Here is a 21,626-nt window from a genome sequence, read left to right on the forward strand (position 1 = left end):
TTCAGCTCGGCGCCGAAGTGCCCGCCGGCGCTCGCCGCGCCGAAAAGCGACGTCAGCGGGGATTTCGCAACGACGTCGTACCGCCCCGCCGTCGGCGCCGCCGTCCCGGTCAGCGGCCCCGTCATGAGGATTAACTTGTTGCGTGCGTCGAGCGGGGGGACGCCCGCAGGCACCTCCTCATACAAAAGCTTCGTGGCGACGCCACGCCCCCCAAGAAAAGCATTCAATATCGGTTTACTTGGCTCTTCCACATGCAACTTCTGGCTTGTTAGATTTACTCGTAATATGCGGGTTGCGTAGCCGTGAATGAGCATCAGAACCCTTTCTCCACTCCTACAAAAAAACTTTTGCATTTTAAGCTGGAACCCCCAAAACCGCTTTAATGCAAGAGTTCGTCTCCAAAAACAATTGTCGGAGACGTTTGAACATGTGCGTCCGCTCAGTCTATTTTAAGGGAAACTCAACAGCCGTGGCGACATATTTATAATTTGGAAAAATAAGGGAAATAAAAGGTCAGCTTCTCCTCGATGAACGAGGAGCTAGCTTGCCCTCGCTATGTCCCGCCGGGACGCTTCATTGAGCCAATCAGAGTGGCTGACCGCACCCCACATCGGGCTGGAAAACTGGCGGACGCCGCTCCAGCCCACCGAAACAAAAATAACTACGGATACATAAATAACTTCCGCCCTCTCATTTAAACCATAAGCTTGGCGGGGGGAGTGTGAGCGGATGGCAGAGGACGCAGCAGAAGGAGCTACAGAAGAAGAACTCAAACATATAGTAAGGCTTGTGGACACGGACTTAGACGGAAGGAAGAGCGTGCAGCATGCACTTTGCGGCATAAAGGGCGTAGGGCGACGCGTCGCAAGAGCAATTTCCATCTCCGCAGGCATCAACCCGAATGCAACGATGGGCAAGCTTTCCGACGAGGAGATAGAGCGGCTGAAAACTGCGTTGGAAAGCGTTGAGAGGCGGTTGCCGGGCTGGATGCTCAACAGGCGAAAGGATATCTATACCGGCGAGGACAAGCACATCCTGGGCGCAGACCTGCTGATGACTATTAGAGAGGATATAAACTTCATGAGAAAGATACGCTGCTACAAAGGCATAAGACACGAACTCGGTCAAAAAGTAAGAGGGCAGAGGACGCGGTCTACCGGCAGGAGAGGTCCTGTCGTCGGCGTTAGAAGGAAGAGGAGGTGAGCGGCGGATGGGCGACCCGAAGAGGCGAAGGAAGACCTACGAGACGCCAAAGCATCCTTGGGAAGCAACAAGAATACAAGAAGAACATGAGCTCGTCGAGAAGTACGGGTTAAAAAACAAACGGGAGATATACAAGGCGCTAACGACTATAAAGAAATACAGAAGAGAAATTCGAGGGATATCAGCAGCGCTTTCCAGCATGAAGGGCAGCGAGCACGCCTTAAAGAAGCGGGAGGGGATTCTAAGGAGTTTGAAAAGGAAAGGGATATTGAAGCCAGATGGCGACGTCGACGACGTTTTGGGGCTAAGCATTGAAGACCTCTTAGAACGGCGTTTGCAGACGATTGTGTATAAGAAGGGACTTGCTAAGACGATGAAACAGGCACGGCAGCTAATTGTGCACGGACACATTGCAGTAGCCGGACGGCGGGTGACGGCGCCCAGTTATATAGTATCTGTGGACGAAGAGCCCGAGGTGCGATATTTCTCAGAAGACATTGCAGAGCGACTTGGTTTGACGTAGAGTGGGGGATGGAGCTATGGTAGAGGGGAAGTGGGCAGTAGCCCATATATATTCGTCGTTTAACAACACGATAATCACGATAACTGACTTGACGGGAGCGGAGACCATCGCAAGAGGCTCGGGGGGCATGGTAGCAAAGGCAGATAGAGACGAAAGCTCACCATACACGGCAATGCAGCTCGCCCTTCAGCTTGCTGAGAAGCTGAAGGAAAAAGGTATCGTGGGCATTCATATAAAAGTGCGGGCGCCGGGCGGTAACCGGGAGAAAAGCCCAGGACCGGGGGCGCAAGCGGCGATCAGGGCTTTTGCGAGGGGGGGCCTGCGTATTGGAAGGATAGAAGACGTCACACCAATACCGCATGACGGCACGAGACCGCCGGGCGGGAAGCGGGGAAGAAGGGTCTGAGCGGGGTGCTGCTATGGAGGTGGAGATTCTCGAGCTTACGGACATGGAGGTCAAATTCGTATTGCGGGGCGTTGAGCCGAGCTTTGCGAACGCCCTGCGTAGAGCCATGCTGACAGAGGTTCCGAAGCTTGCGATTGACGAGGTTAATATTTATGAGAACACTTCGCCGCTCTTCGACGAGATTTTGGCGTTAAGGCTTGCGCTCATCCCGTTGAGGGCTGAAAACATAGATGAGTTTGTATTTCCCGAGGAGTGCGAATGCAAAGGCGAAGGCTGCGGCTTCTGCCAAGTGTCGTTCACGCTCTCCGCTCAGAGCCCTGAAAGCGTGGGGGAGCGTGTCGTTTACTCCGACGAGCTTATTTCGTCAGATGAGAAGGTCCGTCCGTATCCGAACATCCCCATCGTCAAGCTGATTTCCAGAGAGACACGGATAAACGGGATAAAAACAATCTCACGACAGAGCGTAATGTTAGAAGCGATTGCAAGACTCGGCGTTGGCAAGAAACATGCGAAATGGCAGCCCGCAACGGTATGCGGTTATAAAAACCTGCCAGTAATCGAGATAGATGAGAAGAAATGCGACCTTTGCAGGAAGTGCGTTGAGGAATGCCCAAAGCAAATACTTGAAGCTACAACGGTGTTGAGGGTAAAGGATGAAAAGCTCTGCTCGCTCTGCAAGCTTTGCGAGGATGTCTGCGATAGGGACGCCATAAAAGTGTCTTATGACAAGAGCTCATTTATCTTCAATGTTGAGTCTGATGGCTCTTATGATGCCTGGGAGCTGGTGTTGAGAGCTGCAAGGGCTTTGAGAGGGAAATATGTAAAATTGGCGGTGGTGGTTGCGGAGGTTGCCGAGCGGACAAAGGCGCTGGCTTGAGGGGTCAGTCCCGTAGGGGTTCGGGGGTTCGAATCCCCCCCTCCGCATCATTGTAAGCAAAGAGGTAATAATATGGAGCATATCATCAACGAGGTGGTAAGTAGAGGAAGAGAGGTTGTAGATGAGGAGCTGGAGGAGATTCTGAAGAGAGCCAAGACTGTCATAAAAGTAATAGGATGCGGCGGCAGCGGCACAAACACCATACAAAGAATGATGGAAGAGGGAATTGCGGGCGCCGAGCTAATTGCGATGAATACGGACGCTTTACACCTGTTCTATGCAAACGCCCACAAAAAGGTGCTTTTGGGGAAAAGGACGACAAGAGGGCTCGGCGCGGGCAGCCTTCCGCAGCTCGGCGAGGAAGCGGCAAAAGAGTGCATAGATGAAATAAAGGACGTGGTCAAAGGCGCCGATATGGTATTCGTGACGTGCGGGCTCGGCGGCGGCACGGGCACCGGCGCCTCGCCTATCGTTGCGGCGGCGGCGGCAGAGGCGGGGGCGCTGACGATAGCGGTCGTGACCATGCCATTCACCGCCGAGGGGCGGGTTCGCTGGGAGAATGCCGAACTGGGGCTTGAGAGGCTGAGAGAGTCCGCTGACACTGTTATTGTAATCCCGAACGACAGACTTTTGCAGGTTGCGCCTCGGCTTCCGCTGAACGTGGCGTTCAAGGTCGCTGACGAGGTATTAATGCGGGCGGTGAAGGGCATTACCGAGCTGATAACGAAGCCCGGCTTGATAAATCTGGATTTTGCAGACGTCCGCACGGTGATGCAGAAGGGCGGCGTCGCAATGATAGGCTTGGGCGAGGCAAATGGCGATAATAAAGCGTTGGAGGCGGTGAAGCGGGCTTTGCGCTCTCCGCTGCTCGACGTGGACATCTCGGGAGCGAAGGCGGCGCTCGTGAACGTCTGTGGCGGCGAGGACATGACTATCGAGGAGGCGGAAGGCGTCGTCGAGGAGGTTTACAAGATGGTGGACCCAAATGCACGAATCATTTGGGGCGCCCAAATCCTACCTGAGCTGAAAAACACGATACGTGCGATGGTCATCGTGACGGGCGTGCGCTCGGACCAAATCCTTGGGAAGGTTACCAAGAAAGAGAAATACGGCATTGATATAATCGGGTGAGCCGCAGTTCCGAATCGAGCGAGTAAGCTACTGCCTCGCCCGGGCGGAAGGAATGAGAGATAAGAGACGCCCGGAGGAGGTCCTTAAAGAGGCTTATGGAGTTGTGCTGGTCAAAGATGAAAAGATGTTCAATGGGGAGTGGCGGCGGCAGTCGAGGCGGAAGGTGGGGTTCATTGAAGTTGCGAAGAAGCTTGCCGATGAGAGGAGGCTTCCGGGCTACGACCCAAAAAGATGGAGGCGCTCGGGTTCGGCGTCCCGCCGAGGCAAAGATTTTTGGAGGCGGTGTGCGTCGATGGCACCGTCGTCCTTTGCAAGTCTGCCGAATGCTACGGGCTTGAAGTGACGCTCGAGGCATTGACAGGTTTAGAGGACGCGAACTACACGTTCGTCGGCGGCGGCGCCGCCGTCGCTCAGGGGTTCATGCCCGCCGGCGAGCGAAGTGCGTCCCTTTCGCCTTGAATCCGACAGGTATTTATGCTATAACGTAGGAAAGCGGGAAGATGCCTCAAGAGAGGAAATTGAATTTGGACGTGAAGGGTTTGGAGTCGAAGCTAAGAGAGTATTCTGTTATTTTGAAGCTCACGAGGAGACCTACGAGAGAGGAGTTTTTAAGAATTTCAAAAATTGCGGGCGCCGTGATATTAATTATTGGACTTATAGGGTTTTTGATATATGTCTTCCTGACGGTGCTACCTGAGAGTATTTAGGGTGTGAGAATGTCAATCTATGCCGTGAAGACGACGGTAAATCAGGAACAGGCGGTAGCAAACCTCATAGAGCGGGCGATACGTGGGAAAAAGGACCACGGGGTGAAAGCGATTTTAGTGCCCGATAACCTGAAGGGGTATGTGCTCGTCGAGGCTGAGAAGCCTGATACCATAGAGGAAGCAATACAGCATATACCGCATGCAAGGTCGCTGGTCCGAGGTGCGACGAGCCTCGGCGAGATAGAGCATTTCCTCACGCCACGCCCCTCGATAACAGGCATCGTCGAAGGTAGCATCGTCGAAATCATATCAGGACCTCTGAAAGGCGAGCGCGCCCGTGTTAAGCGGGTAGACGAGACTCGTGAGGAGGTCACCATCGAGCTCTTCGACGCCGTTGTTCCTATACCCATTACTGTCAGGGGCGACAGCGTGAAGGTCCTTAGCCGCGGAGAGGAGGAACAGGTGTAAGATAGTCCCGGGCGGATTCGAACCGCCGTCGCGGGCTCCAAAGGCCCGCATGCTTGACCCCTACACCACGGGACTACTGCCTCTTATTTACTTAGTATACCTAAAATTTAAAGGACGCAGCTGGTCGGAACTTATGCTGGCAAAGGTTAAGACGGGCGTTAAAATATCCTTTTGAGTATGTTCGGAACCAAGGAAGAAACGGTTTAGAGGGTTTGCTGACAGTCCTAAGTTTAGATAACATTCGCGCATACAGTTGCAACCGAGATCGCCAGCTTTATATTAATTGAAATTAAAAAGGAAGGCGCAAGGGTAGAAAGACGCGAAGCCGAGAGGCTGATGAGCGTGAGCGAGAGAAGAGAAACCTCAGATGTGGGGACTTCCGCTTGCCCCGAATGCCATCTATGAAGTCGCTCCGAACGGAGTGGCGGAGATGGGAGGCTCTCGATGACGCATCGAATGTCGTCGAAAGCCAAAACGGTGGTGATAGCATGGCGGACATCGTGGTAATATGCCGGGATGGCATGGTAAATTCTTACATAAGCAGCCTCATCGCCGCGATTGAGACCAAGAAGGCGGGCGGGGACGTCGCTGTCATCTTCACGCAGGAAGCGCTCGTGGCGCTTGCGGAGCGGAAGTTCAGGCTCGCCCCGCTGCTCGAGGGCTACAAGAGCAAAATAGAGGAGAACGCAAAGAAGTTAGGACTCGCCGCCGATCCTGTGGCGCTCGTGAAGGCGGCGAAGGACGCCGGCGTGCGGCTGATTGCATGCCCGGCGTGGGTCGGTTTGACCGAGATAAAAGTGCCTGCAGAGCTTGAGACGCCCGACGTCGCTGAAGTCTTACGGATCATCGGCGAGGCGAAAAAGGTTATTGGCACTTTCTAAATTTATTTTTTATTTTTAGTTCCATGCCTGCCCGCTCCAAGGTCGGCGTGAAGGCATATTCGCCGTCACACATTACCGGCTTCTTTGAGATAATTAGGCATGAAAGTCCGTTGCGCACGGGCTCTGTGGGCTGCGGCGTCGCCCTTGAGGCGGGCTGCGTAGTCGAAGTCCGTTTTAGCGAAAGTATTGACGAATGCAAGCACCGTATTCTCATCAACGGCGTCGAAACCGATGCAAAGACTACAAAACTCGTCGTAGAACGCCTCGCGGGCAAGCCTGTCATCGTGGACATCAAGCTGGAGGTGCCTGTAGGTTGTGGCTTCGGCGCAAGCGCCGCCGGCACTTTAAGCACCGCCCTCGCACTTAACGAGCTTTTTTCGCTCAAAATGTCGCTGAACCGCCTCGCTCAACTCGCCCACGTCGCAGAGGTGACGAACAAAACGGGCTTAGGCGACATCATCGCCCAGAGTTACGGTGGCGTTGTCATCAGGCTCTCGCCAGGACCGCCGGGCGTCGGCGTCGTCGACAAAATCCCGTGCGGGAGCGTCGAGGTCGGCGCCGTCGCTTTCAGGGAGCTACCGACGAAGGAGGTGTTAGATGATGAAGATGCGAAGCGGAGGATAAACGAGGCGGGGCGGCGAGCGATGCGGGATTTAATGCAGGCGCCGAGTCTTGAAAACTTCATGCGGTTGTCCAAGCGTTTTGCTTACGAAACTGGACTGGTAAGCGAGCGTGGTAAAGACGCCATAGAGGCTGTGGAGGCAGCGGGCGGGCTTGCAAGTGTCGCAATGCTCGGCGACACAGTCTTCGCCGTCGGGCTTGCAGGCGACGGGCGTAGGGTCTTGGGCACGTTACCCGAAAACATATATGAATGCCTTTTGGAATTCGGCGGCATCATTAGAAGCAAAATAGCTGCTCATGGCGCAAAGACGTTACCCTAAACGAGCGGTCGCGGTGCCGAGACGCTTGCTGATATTTTGCCTACCTCTTTAGACGTGTCCTCTACAACAGCAAACATGGATTTTCGCTTTAATCTTTAATGGGAATATTTTAGTATATCATCTCCAGATACGGGCAGGTATATGGCGGTTGTCACGGGCGCACCTGCGGCGTCACGTAGATAACCAAGTGGAGCGATACAGTGGAAATGGTGCCCGTTCTCGTAGAGACTGCCCCCTTTTTATATTTCAAGGATAATAGTTTCGTGTTCGGGCGTTTTTCGGAAAAATATCGTTTTGGATACAAATAACTCTATTATGAACGCCCACCCATCGAGAATTGTTACTGTATTTTTTACATTTTAAGTCCATGGAAGGGTATTTATTACAGTAATAATTTTTTATTTATTGCTTCTTTAGGAGGCTGCATGGGGGGAGAATCTCTTGATAAACGAGTTGGAGATGATATTCGGGAACAGCACGAGCCGAGTTAGCGAGCCCGAAACGTCGTATTTCGGGGTCCCCCGAGTTGCGGTCGTAGGGATCGGCGGCGCCGGGAACAATACAATAAGCCGGCTTGAGGAGCTGAGGGTGGAAGGCGCGGACCGTATTGCCATAAACACCGACAAACTCCATCTCGACAACACGAAGGCGCAAAAGAAAATACTGATAGGTAAAGCCCTGACGAGAGGTTTGGGGACGGGTGGAGAGCCTGAGATTGGAAAGAAAGCTGCAGAGATGGATAAAAAGGTCATAGAAGAGGCGCTCCGGGGCAAGGACCTCGTGTTCGTCACGGCTGGCATGGGCGGCGGCACGGGCACCGGCGCCGCACCCATCGTGGCTGAAGTCGCCAAGGATTTTGGTGCGATAGTCGTGGCTATGGTCTCCTCGCCGTTCAGAGCTGAGCGTGCGAGGATAAAGAAGGCGCAAGACGGGGTTGAAGAGCTGAAGAAGTTTGCGGACACCGTCATTGTGCTCGACAACGAGAAGCTCTTGCAGTATGTCCCGAATTTGCCCGTCGAGGAAGCCTTTAAGGTGATGGACCTGATAATCGCGAACACCGTGAAAGGTATAACCGAGACCATCACGCAGCCCTCGCTGATAAACCTCGACTTCGCAGACCTCAGGGCGATAATGCGGTTCAAGGGCATCGCAGTCATGCTCATCGGCGAGACGTCGAAGTCGCAGAACAAAGCCGAGGAGGTCGTCAGGGCGGCGCTCGGTCATCCGCTCCTCGACCTCGACTACCGAGGCGCTAAAGGTAGTTTGGTGCACATCACAGGCGGCCCCGACCTCACGATCAAAGAGGTTGACGATATCGTGAAGCTCCTGACGTATGAAATAGATCCGGACGCCACGGTCATCTGGGGCGCAAGAATCAACGAGAATTATAGCGGCAGGGTCCGGGTTACCGCCATCATGACAGGCGTCGAGGAAAGCATTGCCTACAGCAGGCGGGAAGAGGAAGAAGAGTTGGAAGTTTGCGTGCCGCCGCCGAAGAAGAGTCTCACGAGCGACGTTGAGCGGCTCATAAGGATGATTTAGATGATAAGGGAGGTAATTGGAGCGGCTCTCGGCGAGGGCAGGAAAGTCCTTAACGAGCACGAATCAAAACTGATACTTGCGGAGTGCGGCATCCCGATAACCAGAGAGATCGTAGCGAGGACGATGGAAGAAGTCGTGGAGGCTGCCGAGGAGGTCGGCTATCCTGTCGTCCTGAAAATCTGCTCGCACGCGGTCACGCACAAACAAGACTTCGGCGGCGTCCACATCGGCATCGAGGATGAAAAACAGCTCCTCGCAGCATACGACGCCCTGTCCGAAAGGGCAAAGGCGCAGAACATCACGCCCGCATTCTTAGTTCAAGAAATGGTGGAGAGTGGCGTCGAAACGCTCGTCGGCTCGAAGAAGGACGAAATTTTCGGCCCTACCATCCTCTTTGGGCTTGGTGGCATTTTTACGGAAATCCTCGAGGACATCTCACTCAGAATCTGCCCGATAGAGCGTGAAGACGCCATTGAGATGATTCAGGAAATAAAAGGCTACAAAATTCTCAAGGGCTACCGTCACATCCCGCCCGCCGACGTAGATGCGTTAATTGACGTTCTTCTCAAAGTTTCGGCACTCGTGGTCGAACACCCTGAGATTAAAGAGCTCGACATAAACCCGCTGTTCGTTCGCGAGCGGGGTAAAGGCGTGGTGGCTGCGGATTCCTTGATAATACTGGAATAATTAACCCTCTCCCTCAAATTTTTCCATTTTTATCTCTCCGCCCTCGTTCACCAACGTTTCAACTTTGTATTCTGCCTCGTCGAGCTTCTTGTTGCAAACACGGTAGAGCGTAATCCCCTCCTCGTAAAGTTTTAACGCCTCTTCTAACGGCAAGTCGCCCCGCTCTAACATCTCCACAATCTCCTCAAGCCGCCGTAATGCATCTTCGAAACTTAGCTCCATGCGCTCTCCCCATATCTGTTAGTCGTAACATACTTAACCGTTTAGGTATGTGGATGTGGCTCTCTCGGGAGACGACGAACTTAAAGAGCGGTGGAAAAGACCCGCGAGAGTATTGAAGGATGTTGATGAAAATATGCTCAAAGAGGATATTTAGGATTGGAAAAGCTTACTGAAAAGGAGCAAAAAGAGGTGAGAAAATCTGTTCTGGTAGCTACCTACGCCATTAATTTTCTCTTTTCCTCTTTCCCCTCACTTCTGACAACAGCTCTCCATCGCTCAACAATATTCTGACGGCGTCGCCGATACTCACGTCTTCGATGCTGCGCACGACGCTGCCATCGAGCCGCAGGCAGGCGCTGAAGCCCCGGCCGAACACCGCAAGCGGGCTGAGGGCGTCCAGCTTCCCGGCGATGCCCTGTAACATGCTCTTCTTCAGCTCAAGATAATGCGAAAGGATAGCGAGCAGCCTGCTTTTTAGCTCGTCCACCTGCTGCCGGTATTTGTCTATTCTTTCTGTGGGCTTCCTGAAGACTGCGCTGCGTTCCACGCTTTCCAGCCGCTTCCTGCAGACCTCAAGCTGCTTTGAGATGCTCTGGCGAAGTCTGATTTCCAGCGTTTCTAAGCTTTTTTTCAGCTCCCGCATGTCCGGGACAACGATTTCGGCAGCTTCGGATGGCGTCGCTGCCCGGCGGTCTGCGGTGAAGTCGGCGATTGTGAAGTCAATCTCGTGCCCGACTGCTGAAATTATCGGGATTTTCGACTCGTAGATTGCGCGTGCGACAATTTCTTCGTTAAACGCCCAAAGTTCCTCGATGGAGCCCCCGCCCCGCCCCACAATCAGCACGTCTATCGGCAAAAGCGTCTCACTCACGTTGTTCATAAATTTTATTGCGTTAGCTATTTCGAGCGACGCCTCTTCGCCTTGCACCTTCACCGGGCTTATCAAAACGTGGACGTTTGGATACCTCTTCTTTATTATCTTCAGCATGTCCCGAATCGCAGCGCCTGTCGGCGACGTGATTATGCCGATGCGCTTTGGAAATTTTGGCAGCGGACGCTTGCGGGCGGCATCAAAAAGACCTTCGCCCTTAAGTTTTTCTTTAAGCCTCTCAAATTCGAGATATAGCTCGCCCAAACCTTCTTTTTGCAGCTCGCGCACGTAAAGCTCGTATCTGCCACGGCGCTCGTAAACACCAATGCTGCCACGGGCTATGACTTTCATGCCATCTTCGGGGATGAAACTGAGACTTACGTTGTCACGGCGGAACATCACGCATTCGAGCTCGGCGGTCTCGTCCTTAAGCGTGAAATACATATGTCCAGAGGTCGGCTGCCTGAAGTTCGAGACCTCGCCTCTGACGTAGACGTCGTTGAGAAGTTCGTCACCCTCCAGCACGTCTTTTATATACTTAGTGAGCGCCCCGACCGTGAAAATTTGAACGTCAAGGCGACGCTCCAGCGTCCCTGCTTCCGCATCGGCGGCGGGCGTCACGCCCTCACCGCTCTTGACGCTCATGCTGCCTTCAGCTTCGGAGGCTCCGAGCCTCGCAGACCGCTCCTCAGTTTCTACATCATCTTCGAAATGTAGGAAATCCGCTAATGTGCGTCTCCTTTTCATCCTTCCCTGCCCAAAGTCTTGACGTGCACATCCTCGTATATTGGTCCCTTCGGCGTGAGCGTGCTCTTCTTTAGCTTTACCTCACTGACGTGCATCCCCCCAAAGTCCTTATCGGAAAGCTCCTCAAGTTTCTTCAACGCGAGCTCCTTTTCCCCCCCACTTATGCTTTTCACCCTGAACAGCGTCACGTGCGGGCTCAGCGGCTCCCTTTTGAACCCTAACTTCTCAAGTTTCGCCTCAATTTCCGCATGTAAAGTGTTAAGCGCTGCAGAATCCTCGACGCCAACCCATATGACTCGTATGCGTCGTGTGTTGGGGAAGACGCCTACGCCCCGCAGCCGAAGCTCGAAAGATGCAGCTCGCACCCCATCCAAAGCTCTTTTTAAGGCGTTCACCCTGCCCTCCGGCACCTCGCCCAGGAACTTCAACGTCAGATGCGCCTGCTCTGGCTTCACGGGCTTAACGCCTTTTAAAAACTGAAACTCCTTTTGTATTCCCGCTACTTCACCCCTTAACTCGTCAGATAGGTCAATGGCGATGAAAGACCGCATTCTACCTCCCCGTTTTAATTGGTTGCCGCAGGCAAAAAAGGTGTCGCTACCTGTTGCTATAAGCAGAAAAGAGACAAAATATTTTAGAGTGATAAAAATACCCTTAAATGGAAAAAGAGGACAAAGGGCGGTGTCTCAACTGCCAGATGAAGATGTATTGTTATTCCTGCCCATACAATCCCAAACGGCACAAAAGGAAAAAAAGACGGGAACAGCGCGGGCGAATGCCCCCGGGGGGATGAGCCGAAAATTGCGGATGTGGTGAGGAGAGAGCATGAGTTTATTTATTAACCCACCATCAATTCTCAAACAATGCCCGGGTGGTGTAGGGGCCTATCATGGAGCCCTGTCGAGGCTCCGACTCGGGTTCAAATCCCGACCCGGGCGTTGAGTAAAGTTTAAAAACAAATTTTTTAATTCTATCCTCATGCCAAAGATAGAGCTTGTTTATTGGAAAGACGAAGTCGGTGGGAAGACGGAGCGGCTCGTTACTGAAGCATACCCTTACAGCTACAGCGCCGGTCCCAGGGGCGAGTGGCAGATGATTATTGCGAGCGAGGACAAAGAGGTGCAGGCGAACGATGTCATCAGCATCAAGATTGAGAAGATCGAGGTCCCGGAGCGGGCGATAATAATGCCGTGCTCGGTGATGCGGCACGCCCTTGGCTTCGTGCCCGCACTCGTCGGCGTCGGCAAGCCGAAACTCATTGAGGACAAAAGAGTTTTCGAGGAGGCGCTATTTCATCCGATAAGCAATGGGTTCGTGCGGCGGGGCGAGCTTTTAGGCGTCGTGAACGTCCTATATGCGACGATAGAGCGGAAACTCACGAAAGAAGTCGTTGAAAAATGGCTGGGTGAGCGGTTTAGGTATTGATTAGCCTTTTTATATTCTTTTCAGCCTGTTAACTCCTTAATTTTATGCGCGTAATAGTCCAATGACTCCTTGAAGAACTCTTCTTTTAGCATGCCGTGCGGAGTTTCCGTCTCGAATATCCTCTTCGGAAGCCTCAGTGAATCTAAGGTGAAGCCCATGTCCATTTTTAGCTTCAACTTCTCTACGTAAATCTCCCTGCCAAGCTCCCGCAGCTTCTCCTCACTCGTCTCGACGCCCAACGGCTTAAAAGCCTCAACGACGGTCTCCGGTTTATAAACGCCACGGGCGAAAAAGCACACAACTAAGCTGGAAAGCACCTGTCTCCACATCTCCTCCTTGACCAGCGAGTCCACGACCTCCCTAGGCGTCATCTCACCTTCAATTTTCTGGTCGAGGGAGTAGCCAGCGTTATCAAGGTGGCTATGTCGCAAGCCCATTAAGTAGCCAAGGTGCGTGGCATAGCCCACGTGATACCCCGGCATCTCGTTCCCGCCGAACGCCAGCGCAAACTCCTTACCGCCGTAAACGTCGGAGGTTTTCTCGACACCCTGCGCAAGATGCTTGTAAAAATCATTTGGTTGGTCTACCAGAAAGTCCATAGCCCTCAAATACGCATCGTGGTCGCCAAACTGCAGCTTTACCAAGGTTTCCTTTTCCGAAATTAAACCTTTTTCGAGGGCTTCCGTCGCCCACGCCAGGCAGACGCCGGTGCTCATCGCATCCAGCCCATAGACCTCCGCCCGATGTATCAGCTTAAGAAGACAGTCACGACTGCCTATGCCGAGCATCGTGCCAAGCGCATATATCAGCTCGTAGTCGTAGGAAATCATTGTCGTTTTGTAAAAATAGGGTGCTCCCTCGTAAGGCTCACGAAGAACGGCGATGTGAATGCAAGCGATAGGGCAGTGGCTGCAGCCGATCCGTCGCCCGAGGTTAAATTCTGCGAACGCCTCCCCACTTATTTCCTCCGCCCTCTCAAACCTCACAGCCTTCAGGTTCCTTGTCGGGAGAGCGCCGAGCTCGTTCAGCGGGTTTACGTTCACAGGCGTGCCCAACAAGTGGTATTTGTTCATCACGTCGGACTCCAGAGCCGTCCTGAAAATCTTTTCGTAAACCTTCCGGTAGCCGCCAGCGTCTGCAGGCGTATATGAGCCACGTCCGATGACGACGAGCGCTTTTAGCTTCTTGCTCCCGAAGACCGCGCCGAGTCCAAGCCGTCCGAAGTGCCTGTATGTTTCGGTCGTGACGCATGCATATCTCACAAGATTGTCGCCGGCACCGCCTATCCGCATGATCGTCCGCATACCCCGCCCTTTTTCACGTTCGGCTATTATCCTGCCGGCAGTCGGCGAGCTTTTTATGCCCCAGATGCCCCTGGCGTCCCTGAAATATACCTTTTCGTTGTTCACGACGACGTAGACGGGCGTCTTGCTCGTCCCTTTTATCACTATGGCGCCATAGCCTGCGTTTGCAATGCTCGTCGCCGTCCTGCCACCGGCGTGACTCTCCCCCAGGTTCCCAGTGAGCGGACTTTTGAAGAGCGCAACTGTCTTCGATGCTAAAGGATATGCGGGCGTGAAGGGTCCGATGGCGAAGACGATGACGTTATCCTCACCCAGAGGGTCGGCTTTGACATCTATTTCTTCCCTCAAAAGCTGGATGGCGACGCCTACGCCCCCCAGCCACTTCTCAAAGAGCTCGCTCCTGTCCTCGGCTTCGTATTTATACTTCGAAAGGTCTATTTTCAGAACTTTGGTCCTTGCCCTCATGCGGGCACCTCCTCGAAAGCAAGAACACCATGCGGGCAGAACTTCGCGCAATACCCGCAATGAACACAGACCGCCGGCTTTCCATCGCTACGCTCGAAAATGGCGCCGATGTTACATGCCCTTATGCAGTTTCCACAGCCTATGCAAAGTTCCTCCTTGTAAGATACACCGCCATCCCGTCTTGGCGTTAAGGCGCCAGTAGGGCAGACTTGAACACACGGCGGCTCCTCACAAGCCCTGCAGAAAATGACGGTGGCGCCCCGCTCGAAGCCGCTCAGGCTCGTCGTCAGAATGCCGGAACGGTCTATTCCGATTTCCGGACTCTTGGCGCTCCGCCTCGCACACGCATACATGCATAACCCGCAGCCGACGCATCTCTCCAAATCCTTAATGACAAGACGTTTTGGCATTGCTCTCTTTTTCGCACATGGGATTAAGAAGTTACCGCTGCTCACACACATGTCCTTCTTAGAGGATGGGAAGAAGGTGTCAGCTTCTCCCGTCTGAAGACGGGAGCTTGCCCTCGTCTGCGGGACGCCGTCCCGTTTCATCGAGCCAATCAGGATGGCTGACCTCACCCCTCATCGGGTTGGAAATCTGGCTTAAAGCCGCTCCAACCCATCAACAAAATAGTAGGCCCCAAAATATAAATAACTTCCGCCAATTCCTCCCCTGAAGGGGCTTCCTTGGCGGTGCTGGTGAAAATGGAAAAATGAAGTGGAAAAACAATGCCTAGCATTGGCGGTTTGCATAGTCTTATTAGAGGTTATGGGCGTGTCGGTGAGTTCAGCAACTGGTAATGTGGTCAGATCCTTTCCTGCCCCTGAAGGGACACAACCAAATGGTTTGGCGTGGGATGGCAGCAATCTGTGGATGTCTTCCTACATGTTGGAAGGTGGGATATACAAGTTAGACCCCGTAGATGGTTCAGTGCTAGGGGTATACACGCCTCCGACAGCTCAGTATAATGGTTATGGCGGTCTAACTTATGATGGGACCTATCTCTGGCAAGCAGACTCCTACGGAGGGGGAATATACAAGTTAAGTCCGTCGGATTGTTCAATAATTTCGACCATTCCAAGCCCTGATAGATATCCTAGTGATCTGGCGTGGGACGGTAGCTATCTTTGGGTATGCGGATACCCTTCCCAAAAAATATACAAAATAAGCCCTGTCGATGGTTCAATAGTGGCAGAGTTCAATGTCCCTGAAGGAACCGGACAAGCCCAAACCGCTGGATTAGCCTATGATGGTGAATATCTGTGGTTATCTGGGACCAGTTGTATCTTCAAACTCGACCCGTCGAATTGCGAAGTGGTCTCCTCTTTCGAAGCGCCGTGCTCTCGTCCAGACAGTTTAGCATGGGACGGTGAGTATCTGTGGTGTGCTTCATTTGATGAAGGGATGATCTACCAAATTGACGTGAGTTGCATATCAGAAGAGCCAACAGTCACCATTGAAACGGACAAATTCAAATACTCCCCTGGCGACGTAATGACCATCACACTGGCCATCGCAAATCCAACGGAAAACAGCGTAATGTTCCAATGGTATTGGGGGGTTCCTCAGTATGGCGTTTGGGTTCCCGTGATGTCCGCTCCAATACCGGCAGGCTACGATGACACAGTCGATTTCAGCTTCCCCATTCCGAATTGGGGTCCAACGCCTTTTGGCAATGTCTTCTATGTGCGGTTGCGCGATGTAAGTGGCAAAGTCTTGGATACAGATGTCGCATACTGGCTTTATAGTCCTAGTAGAGAAGGGGTGCAGTAAGAGATAGACATTGCAAAAGAGATGAAGAAAACGACAGAAGAATAGAAACACCAAACTAAAAGAATTTCACTTCTTTATTTTTTAAATCTTTTATCAGGATAGGTTCAAACAATAAATTACGAAGGTCTCACGAGAGAGAATAGTATTGTATAGGCACGTAAAATTATTATATAGCAAAAAATAAAGTAAATTCGAATGAGGCGAAAAGATTGAAAAGTTGAAAAAGCAATAAATTTGCGCATAAAAAAGAATGAAACTGTTTAAATGCTGAGATGTAGAGCGCAAAATGCTTTACTACATGAAATACCCTCTTTTCAAACTTGAGTGGTTAAAGGAGAGCGCCTTTTTCCTCCAACAACGCCTTTCATGCGCTCAAACGCCGCTTTCAGGTCTTCGATGCTCGCAGCGTAGGATATTCGCACGTGTTTTTTCCCGAACTTCCCGAATGCAGAGCCGGGGGTCACGATGACGCCTCGCTGCCTCATGGCTTCCACGAAACCTTCTTCGTCCTCCACTTCCGGGAAAACGTAAAACGCCCCTCTCGGCTTCACAAACATCAGTCCAAGCCTTTTTAAAGCGTCGACGACGAAGTCCCGGCGGCGGCGGAACTCTCGAACCATCTCGGTGACGCAGTCCTGCAGACCGGTGATTGCGGCGAGCGCCGCCTTTTGCGAGACCGAGGATGCGCACGCTTGAATATACTGATGGATCTTCAACATTTCCTCCACGAAGTCACGGGGCGCCGCCAAGTAACCAAGCCGCCAGCCCGTCATCGCATACGTCTTCGAAACAGCGTTCACGGTCACTACATTCTCGTAAAAGCTCGCAGGGCTGACGTGCTTCCCCTCGTAAATTATCTTCTCATAAACCTCGTCTGAGAAGATTATCAGGTCGTGGTCCTCGGCAAGCTCCGCAAACGCTTTCACACCTTCCCTGCTCATCACCGCCCCTGTAGGGTTTGCAGGAGAATTTAAAATTATAGCTTTCGTCTTTTCCGAAATCAATTCGTTTGCGGCGTCAACGTCCATTGTCAGATCCTCTTTGCGCAGCGGCACGCTCACGGGCTTACCTTCTGCGAGTTTTACGAGGTTTGCGTAAGAGACGAAGCCAGGGTCTGGGAGCAAAACTTCGTCGCCACGCTCGACGAACGTATGAATTGCTATGTGCAGCGCCTCGCTTGCGCCGGAAGTGACTATTATCTCGTCCTTCGTCACGTCAATGCCGTTTTCCTTACGCAACTTCTCGCTTATCGCCTCCCTCAGCGCCTCTATGCCCTTCCCGAAGGTATAGCCGGTGAAACCCTCTATTATAGCGGCGATTGCCGCCTCCTTTATGTGCGGAGGCGTATCGAAGTCCGGTTCGCCAAGCCCCAAGTTTATGAAATCGCCGCCAGCAGCCTCGAACGCCCTTCGTATGCCCGAAATTTCCATAGTTTTTATGCGGCTCGCAAGTCCGGGCATTAAGTTAATAAAGAAAAGAGCTAATGTTAAAAAGATGAGCGGAAGTGGGAGGAAAGAGCCGTGGAATGCGCCGCTGCTGCAAATCCTGAACAACCTCTCAGCTTACATTTCGGAGCACAAAGTTCTGTCGGAGGAGGAGCTTTGGTTCGTGATAAACAAGGAGGTAGAAAAGCTCAGCGGTGACGCCCGTGTGGAGCTGGAAACGGCGCTCGAAGGAGGTAGCCTCCCCGAACTGATATTCCAGAGCATAACGACGCACGAGAAGCTTTCAGTGTTCTCGCCAGACCTGCATGTCAAGCTGAATTACCAAGGCGAGATTTTCTACTGCCCGCCGTCGCACCGCTTCATGCATGAGGAAATCGAGAAAGCGTTCTTGCGGCTGGCGTTCCTGCGGGCACCCTTAGATGAAATGTGTGAAGTTCTGAGCGATTTCCTTGAGAGGGCAGGCTACAACGTCTCAGAAATCGAGCGAAAGGATACGCACGTGGAGATGAGCGCCGAGAAGCGCTACACCTATCTTAAGCTTTTCCTGCTCCCTACGGTGAACTATATCCCCACATTTCTGGGCGAGTTAAAAGAGCAAGAGAGATTGGAGGAGGGCAAAAGGACTGTTTTGGTAGTCCCTACGGAGAGGACGCCACTGCCGTTCATAAGGTTCTTCAGAGAATTTCCATTGGATGAGGACATCCTCGTGTGGGTTACGGACGTCCAGAGGGGCGCGGTGAACCCGTTCATAGGCAATCCTGAGGACGAGGACATAGAAAGTTGCTTTGAAAACCCGGACAGGGCACGGCACGCCGTCGGCATCTGGATGCGGAAGATGCAGATACCTGATGAGGAGTTCTGAGGATAACTTTTTAACCAAGAATGCATCCCAATAATAAAAGGGTCCGTAGCTTAGCCAGGTAGAGCACCCGGCTCATAACCGGGCGGTCGAGGGTTCGAATCCCTCCGGACCCACTATCCTAAGGAGAGGGTGCTACTAATTCCTGATTTTCAAAGACGCCGGGCAAGGCTATTTATACGTCGGGACGGAATGCCACCGCCGTAAGGCGGGGCGAGCGAAGTAAGTAACTAAGCCTCGCCATCGACCGTTGCGACGGCGAGAGCGCCACCAGTAATTCGACGACTAAATTGAGAGCTAATGAGCTACAGGGGTGGCTGCTTTTCGCTTTGGTGAGGTGAGGAAGAACGTTAAGTTCTCAAAATTTCAGCATTCTTTCCCATCTTCACACTCCCGCCGCCAAGGAAGCCTTGGGAGGAATTGGCGGAAGTCATTTACATTCTCAACGACGATACTGTGTTGTAGCTCCGAAGCGGCTTCAAGCCACCGGGGGTGCGGTCAGCCGCCACCGTGACGGCACGATGAAGCAGCTCAACGGGCCGAAACGAGCGCAAGCTCCTGACTTCAGTCGGCCTCAACAACCACCCGCTCCGCAGGTGCGTCAGTTCCTCTCAGCCCGTAGCTTTTGCAATCTCTCTTGCCCTTTTTGTAGCTTTGATGACGGCGTCAATGAAGGCAGCACGCACGCACCTCTCCTCTAACGCCTTTATACCACTGATGGTCGTCCCGCCGGGTGACGTTATTAGCTCTTTTACCTCTGCCGGACTCCTCCCCGAGATTACCATCTTTGCGGCGCCCTCAGCCACCTCGGCGGCGAGACGCACGGCTACGCTACGGGGCAAACCCTCGTGGACGGCGCCGTCCGCTAAAGCGTCAATAACGACGGCAAGAAATGCAATTCCACTGCCGCTGAGTCCCGTAACGACGTCCATGTCCCTCTCGTCCACGGTGAGCACGCTGCCCACCGCTCCAAATATTCGCTTTGTGACGTTTTCATCACGTTCATCGGCGTAGGCGCCTCTGCATATGACGGAGACGGCGGCACCGACGACGCATGCGATGTTTGGCATTACACGCACCACCCTCGGCGCTTCCACGCCGCTCTCTTTCAGTGTCGTTTCAATGCTTGTAGTGCTGACGCCCGCCGCCACCGAAATTATCGTTTTGCCGCCGGCAGCCGCCGCAATTTCTTGCAGAACGCCTGCTACGTCACGAGGCTTAACCGCAATTATTATGACATCAGCATGACTTGCAAGCTCCTCGTTGCTCCCGCAAACGACGACGCAGAGCTCCTCCTTTAGCCTCTCCACTTTTGCCATATCTATATCACTTACGAGCAAATCCTCCGGCGAGGAGACACAAGTACGGAGGATGCCACGTAGGAGCGCTTCGCCTATGTTCCCCACGCCTATGATTCCTATTTTCACAGACACCACCCCCTAACCACATGCTTTTAAGCGAGGATGGTAAATAAAAAGAAGGCATGGACGACGAGACGAGTTTTAGCCTCAAGGTCGCAGTCGTGGGCGGGGCGGGCGGCATGGGACGCTGGTTCTCGAGGTTCTTCAAGGAGCACGGCGCCACAGTCACGATAATTGACGTAAGCGACGACACTGAGCGTGTGGCTGCCGACTTGGAGGTTAAGTTCCTTAAAGCCGATGCTTGCCGTTGCCCAGACGTGATACGGGCGACGGATGTCGTTTTGGTCTCGGTGCCTATAGACGTGGTCGTAGATGTCATAAAAGGCGTCGCACCGGAAATGCGTCCCGGCACGCTCCTCTGCGACGTAACTTCCGTGAAGAGAACACCGATGGAGGCGATGCTTAGATACGCAGCGGAGGGCGTCGAAGTCTTAGGCACGCACCCGATGTTCGGACCGACGGCGAAAAGCCTCCAAGGACAAACAATGATCGTCGTGCGTGGGCGGCACGGCAGACTCTGCGAGCGTATCTGCGAGCTTTTCAGGCGTGACGGCGCAAGACTCACTTTTACGACGGCGGAGGCGCACGACGAGGCAATGCGGGTAATTCAGGGCTTGACGCACTTCGTGCTCATCGCCTATGGGCTGACGCTTCGCATGCTGGACTTTGACGTTTCCGCCGCAAGGCCGCTGATGAGCCCGCTCTACGAAATCATATTCGACATCGTCGGCAGAATCCTGCATCAAAACCCCCACCTCTATGGGCTCATTCAGATGAACCTCGACGTTCAGGACGTTCATGAAGCGTTCATAGAGGTGTGCGAGCGGTTAAGCTCTTTTGTTGCGGGGAGAGACATAAAGGGCTTTGCAGAAGCGATGCGGGCGGCGGCGTCGCATTTCGGCGACACGAAAGCGGCGCTGGAACGCACCGATAAACTCATTTACAAAATCACATAAAGCTCCAGCTTTGCAAGCATAAAAATAGAGGAGTTTGTTGAAAAACCAAACCTATCTTTACTATTGCTTGCGCTTGCGGTTAAAGAAGATGAACAGTCCGATCGTTGCTGCAAACGGGATTGCGATCGTTGCGAATTCTGGGATAAATTCTGAGGTAGTATACGTCGCATCATGTGACGGTGGAACAAATGCAATTGGGGCATTACTATCATTTGCGCCTACCGCATCAAAGTGCACCTTTACCGTGCTGGTGGGTATTATCTCAACAGGCACGGTTATGGTTTCGCCTTTGATAAGTTTGCCATCATCAGGAATTTTGATCTCCACGACCGCAAAATGTACGCTGCTACCATAGATATAGACGCCATGTCCCGGGTATTCGTAGTCGGGGTCTGTTTCCTCTACCAATGCTTTATTGTTGGGTTTTATGGTGCCATCATAAGGACCTACAGTACTGCCATCGACTTTAACCGTCACATTGCCCGCAGGATCCCTATCTACGGCAACAAGCAGGTATAGATGACAAATATCTCCTGCATTATGATTAGTTATATTCAAATCAAAGAAAGTTGCTGTTGTTACGTAGCTTTCATGGAGCCATGCGTCATCTGAATCATCTACATAGGTGCTTGGAGACGGTTCGAGCCATAATTTACCGCCGTTACCACCTGCCATGACGCATGGAACAGCTGATATCAAAAGCAACAAAACTGCAAGCGATGCAGGAAAACATATACCAATCTTCTTGCCTTCATTCTTCATCCTCTACCTC

Annotated in this window: 25 protein-coding genes and 4 tRNA genes; 19 read left to right on the forward strand and 10 right to left on the reverse strand. The window is 52.7% G+C overall.

Annotation, left to right across the window (positions count from 1 at the left end; translation table 11 throughout):
• Window positions 1-314, reverse strand: a 314-nt coding sequence (locus tag ACXJJA_RS05140) for an aldehyde ferredoxin oxidoreductase N-terminal domain-containing protein (protein WP_456487150.1), incomplete at its 3' end; no start/stop codon positions are given.
• 415 nt (window positions 315-729) lie between these two features.
• Between ACXJJA_RS05140 and ACXJJA_RS05145 the strand changes: the two genes are divergently transcribed.
• From ACXJJA_RS05145 to ACXJJA_RS05185, 9 genes are all read left to right on the forward strand, one after another.
• Window positions 730-1,203 carry a 30S ribosomal protein S13 gene (locus ACXJJA_RS05145; RefSeq protein ID WP_456487151.1) on the forward strand — a complete coding sequence of 158 codons (474 nt, stop codon included), beginning with the start codon at window positions 730-732 and terminating at the stop codon, window positions 1,201-1,203.
• Between the two features lie 7 nt (window positions 1,204-1,210).
• Window positions 1,211-1,726 carry a 30S ribosomal protein S4 gene (locus ACXJJA_RS05150; RefSeq protein WP_456487152.1) on the forward strand — a complete coding sequence of 172 codons (516 nt, stop codon included), beginning with the start codon at window positions 1,211-1,213 and terminating at the stop codon, window positions 1,724-1,726.
• 16 nt (window positions 1,727-1,742) lie between these two features.
• Window positions 1,743-2,132 carry a 30S ribosomal protein S11 gene (locus tag ACXJJA_RS05155; RefSeq protein ID WP_456487153.1) on the forward strand — a complete coding sequence of 130 codons (390 nt, stop codon included), beginning with the start codon at window positions 1,743-1,745 and terminating at the stop codon, window positions 2,130-2,132.
• A 13-nt stretch (window positions 2,133-2,145) separates the two neighbouring features.
• Window positions 2,146-3,009 carry a DNA-directed RNA polymerase subunit D gene (locus tag ACXJJA_RS05160; protein WP_456487154.1) on the forward strand — a complete coding sequence of 288 codons (864 nt, stop codon included), beginning with the start codon at window positions 2,146-2,148 and terminating at the stop codon, window positions 3,007-3,009.
• Window positions 2,974-3,056, forward strand: a tRNA-Leu gene (locus ACXJJA_RS05165). The genes ACXJJA_RS05160 and ACXJJA_RS05165 overlap by 36 nt, the downstream gene beginning before the upstream one ends.
• Before the next feature lie 25 nt (window positions 3,057-3,081).
• Window positions 3,082-4,140, forward strand: coding sequence for a cell division protein FtsZ (gene ftsZ / locus ACXJJA_RS05170; RefSeq protein WP_456487155.1), 1,059 nt, complete (start codon window positions 3,082-3,084; stop codon window positions 4,138-4,140).
• A gap of 52 nt (window positions 4,141-4,192) precedes the next feature.
• Entirely contained in the window at window positions 4,193-4,483 is a 291-nt protein-coding gene (locus tag ACXJJA_RS05175) for a hypothetical protein (RefSeq protein WP_456487156.1), read from the forward strand.
• Window positions 4,484-4,640: 157 nt separating this feature from the next.
• Window positions 4,641-4,847, forward strand: a complete 207-nt coding sequence (locus ACXJJA_RS05180; RefSeq protein ID WP_456487157.1) for a protein translocase SEC61 complex subunit gamma — start codon at window positions 4,641-4,643, stop codon at window positions 4,845-4,847.
• Window positions 4,848-4,856: 9 nt separating this feature from the next.
• Entirely contained in the window at window positions 4,857-5,315 is a 459-nt protein-coding gene (locus ACXJJA_RS05185) for a transcription elongation factor Spt5 (protein ID WP_456487158.1), read from the forward strand.
• Window positions 5,316-5,317: 2 nt separating this feature from the next.
• Here ACXJJA_RS05185 and ACXJJA_RS05190 read toward each other — a convergent pair.
• Window positions 5,318-5,390, reverse strand: a tRNA-Gln gene (locus ACXJJA_RS05190).
• Window positions 5,391-5,707: 317 nt separating this feature from the next.
• On the opposite strand from ACXJJA_RS05190, the gene ACXJJA_RS05195 reads away from it, so the two are divergent.
• From ACXJJA_RS05195 to ACXJJA_RS05210, 4 genes are all read left to right on the forward strand, one after another.
• Entirely contained in the window at window positions 5,708-6,196 is a 489-nt protein-coding gene (locus ACXJJA_RS05195) for a hypothetical protein (RefSeq protein ID WP_456487159.1), read from the forward strand.
• Window positions 6,197-6,219: 23 nt separating this feature from the next.
• Complete coding sequence (locus ACXJJA_RS05200) at window positions 6,220-7,137, forward strand: pantoate kinase (protein WP_456487160.1); 918 nt, start codon at window positions 6,220-6,222, stop codon at window positions 7,135-7,137.
• Between the two features lie 459 nt (window positions 7,138-7,596).
• Window positions 7,597-8,679, forward strand: a complete 1,083-nt coding sequence (gene ftsZ / locus ACXJJA_RS05205; RefSeq protein ID WP_456487182.1) for a cell division protein FtsZ — start codon at window positions 7,597-7,599, stop codon at window positions 8,677-8,679.
• The gene (locus ACXJJA_RS05210) at window positions 8,680-9,366 is read left to right on the forward strand and encodes an acetate--CoA ligase family protein (RefSeq protein ID WP_456487161.1); all 687 of its coding nucleotides are present in this window, start codon (window positions 8,680-8,682) and stop codon (window positions 9,364-9,366) included. It abuts the gene before it with no gap.
• On the opposite strand, the gene xseB is transcribed toward ACXJJA_RS05210, so the two are convergent.
• The 3 genes from xseB to thpR all read right to left on the reverse strand — a co-directional run bounded on the left by xseB (window position 9,367) and on the right by thpR (window position 11,757).
• A complete protein-coding gene (xseB, locus tag ACXJJA_RS05215) occupies window positions 9,367-9,588 on the reverse strand; it encodes an exodeoxyribonuclease VII small subunit (RefSeq protein ID WP_456487162.1) in 222 nt (73 codons plus the stop codon).
• 223 nt (window positions 9,589-9,811) lie between these two features.
• The gene (gene xseA, locus ACXJJA_RS05220) at window positions 9,812-11,206 is read right to left on the reverse strand and encodes an exodeoxyribonuclease VII large subunit (protein ID WP_456487163.1); all 1,395 of its coding nucleotides are present in this window, start codon (window positions 11,204-11,206) and stop codon (window positions 9,812-9,814) included.
• A complete protein-coding gene (thpR, locus tag ACXJJA_RS05225; RefSeq protein ID WP_456487164.1) occupies window positions 11,203-11,757 on the reverse strand; it encodes an RNA 2',3'-cyclic phosphodiesterase in 555 nt (184 codons plus the stop codon). Before thpR ends, xseA begins: the two co-directional genes overlap by 4 nt.
• Before the next feature lie 314 nt (window positions 11,758-12,071).
• Here thpR and ACXJJA_RS05230 point away from each other — a divergent pair.
• Together ACXJJA_RS05230 and ACXJJA_RS05235 are read left to right on the forward strand one after the other, a co-directional pair.
• Window positions 12,072-12,144: transfer RNA gene (locus tag ACXJJA_RS05230), tRNA-Asp, on the forward strand.
• A 40-nt stretch (window positions 12,145-12,184) separates the two neighbouring features.
• Complete coding sequence (locus ACXJJA_RS05235) at window positions 12,185-12,631, forward strand: DUF22 domain-containing protein (RefSeq protein WP_456487165.1); 447 nt, start codon at window positions 12,185-12,187, stop codon at window positions 12,629-12,631.
• Between the two features lie 20 nt (window positions 12,632-12,651).
• Here ACXJJA_RS05235 and ACXJJA_RS05240 read toward each other — a convergent pair whose 3' ends face one another.
• Window positions 12,652-14,400, reverse strand: coding sequence for an aldehyde ferredoxin oxidoreductase N-terminal domain-containing protein (locus ACXJJA_RS05240; protein ID WP_456487166.1), 1,749 nt, complete (start codon window positions 14,398-14,400; stop codon window positions 12,652-12,654).
• On the reverse strand, window positions 14,397-14,978 hold the full coding sequence (locus ACXJJA_RS05245) for a 4Fe-4S binding protein (protein ID WP_456487167.1): 582 nt from the start codon (window positions 14,976-14,978) through the stop codon (window positions 14,397-14,399). Before ACXJJA_RS05245 ends, ACXJJA_RS05240 begins: the two co-directional genes overlap by 4 nt.
• Before the next feature lie 190 nt (window positions 14,979-15,168).
• Between ACXJJA_RS05245 and ACXJJA_RS05250 the strand changes: the two genes are divergently transcribed.
• A complete protein-coding gene (locus ACXJJA_RS05250; RefSeq protein ID WP_456487168.1) occupies window positions 15,169-16,173 on the forward strand; it encodes a hypothetical protein in 1,005 nt (334 codons plus the stop codon).
• Window positions 16,174-16,487: 314 nt separating this feature from the next.
• Here the strand turns inward: ACXJJA_RS05250 and ACXJJA_RS05255 are convergent, their stop codons facing one another.
• Window positions 16,488-17,633: a pyridoxal phosphate-dependent aminotransferase gene (locus ACXJJA_RS05255; RefSeq protein ID WP_456487169.1), complete on the reverse strand. Its 1,146-nt coding sequence runs from the start codon at window positions 17,631-17,633 to the stop codon at window positions 16,488-16,490.
• A gap of 34 nt (window positions 17,634-17,667) precedes the next feature.
• Here ACXJJA_RS05255 and ACXJJA_RS05260 point away from each other — a divergent pair, with 34 nt between their 5' ends.
• Complete coding sequence (locus ACXJJA_RS05260; RefSeq protein WP_456487170.1) at window positions 17,668-18,480, forward strand: DUF6834 family protein; 813 nt, start codon at window positions 17,668-17,670, stop codon at window positions 18,478-18,480.
• A gap of 39 nt (window positions 18,481-18,519) precedes the next feature.
• A tRNA-Ile gene (locus ACXJJA_RS05265) sits at window positions 18,520-18,593 on the forward strand.
• 495 nt (window positions 18,594-19,088) lie between these two features.
• Here the strand turns inward: ACXJJA_RS05265 and proC are convergent.
• Window positions 19,089-19,910, reverse strand: coding sequence for a pyrroline-5-carboxylate reductase (gene proC / locus ACXJJA_RS05270; protein ID WP_456487171.1), 822 nt, complete (start codon window positions 19,908-19,910; stop codon window positions 19,089-19,091).
• A 50-nt stretch (window positions 19,911-19,960) separates the two neighbouring features.
• Here proC and ACXJJA_RS05275 point away from each other — a divergent pair, with 50 nt between their 5' ends.
• Window positions 19,961-20,854 (forward strand): prephenate dehydrogenase/arogenate dehydrogenase family protein, encoded by an 894-nt coding sequence (locus ACXJJA_RS05275; protein ID WP_456487172.1) that lies wholly within the window; start codon window positions 19,961-19,963, stop codon window positions 20,852-20,854.
• 60 nt (window positions 20,855-20,914) lie between these two features.
• Here ACXJJA_RS05275 and ACXJJA_RS05280 read toward each other — a convergent pair whose 3' ends face one another.
• Window positions 20,915-21,616, reverse strand: a complete 702-nt coding sequence (locus ACXJJA_RS05280; RefSeq protein ID WP_456487173.1) for a choice-of-anchor N protein — start codon at window positions 21,614-21,616, stop codon at window positions 20,915-20,917.
• Window positions 21,617-21,626 lie beyond the last annotated feature (10 nt).

This window comes from Candidatus Alkanophaga liquidiphilum, from assembly GCF_053996935.1.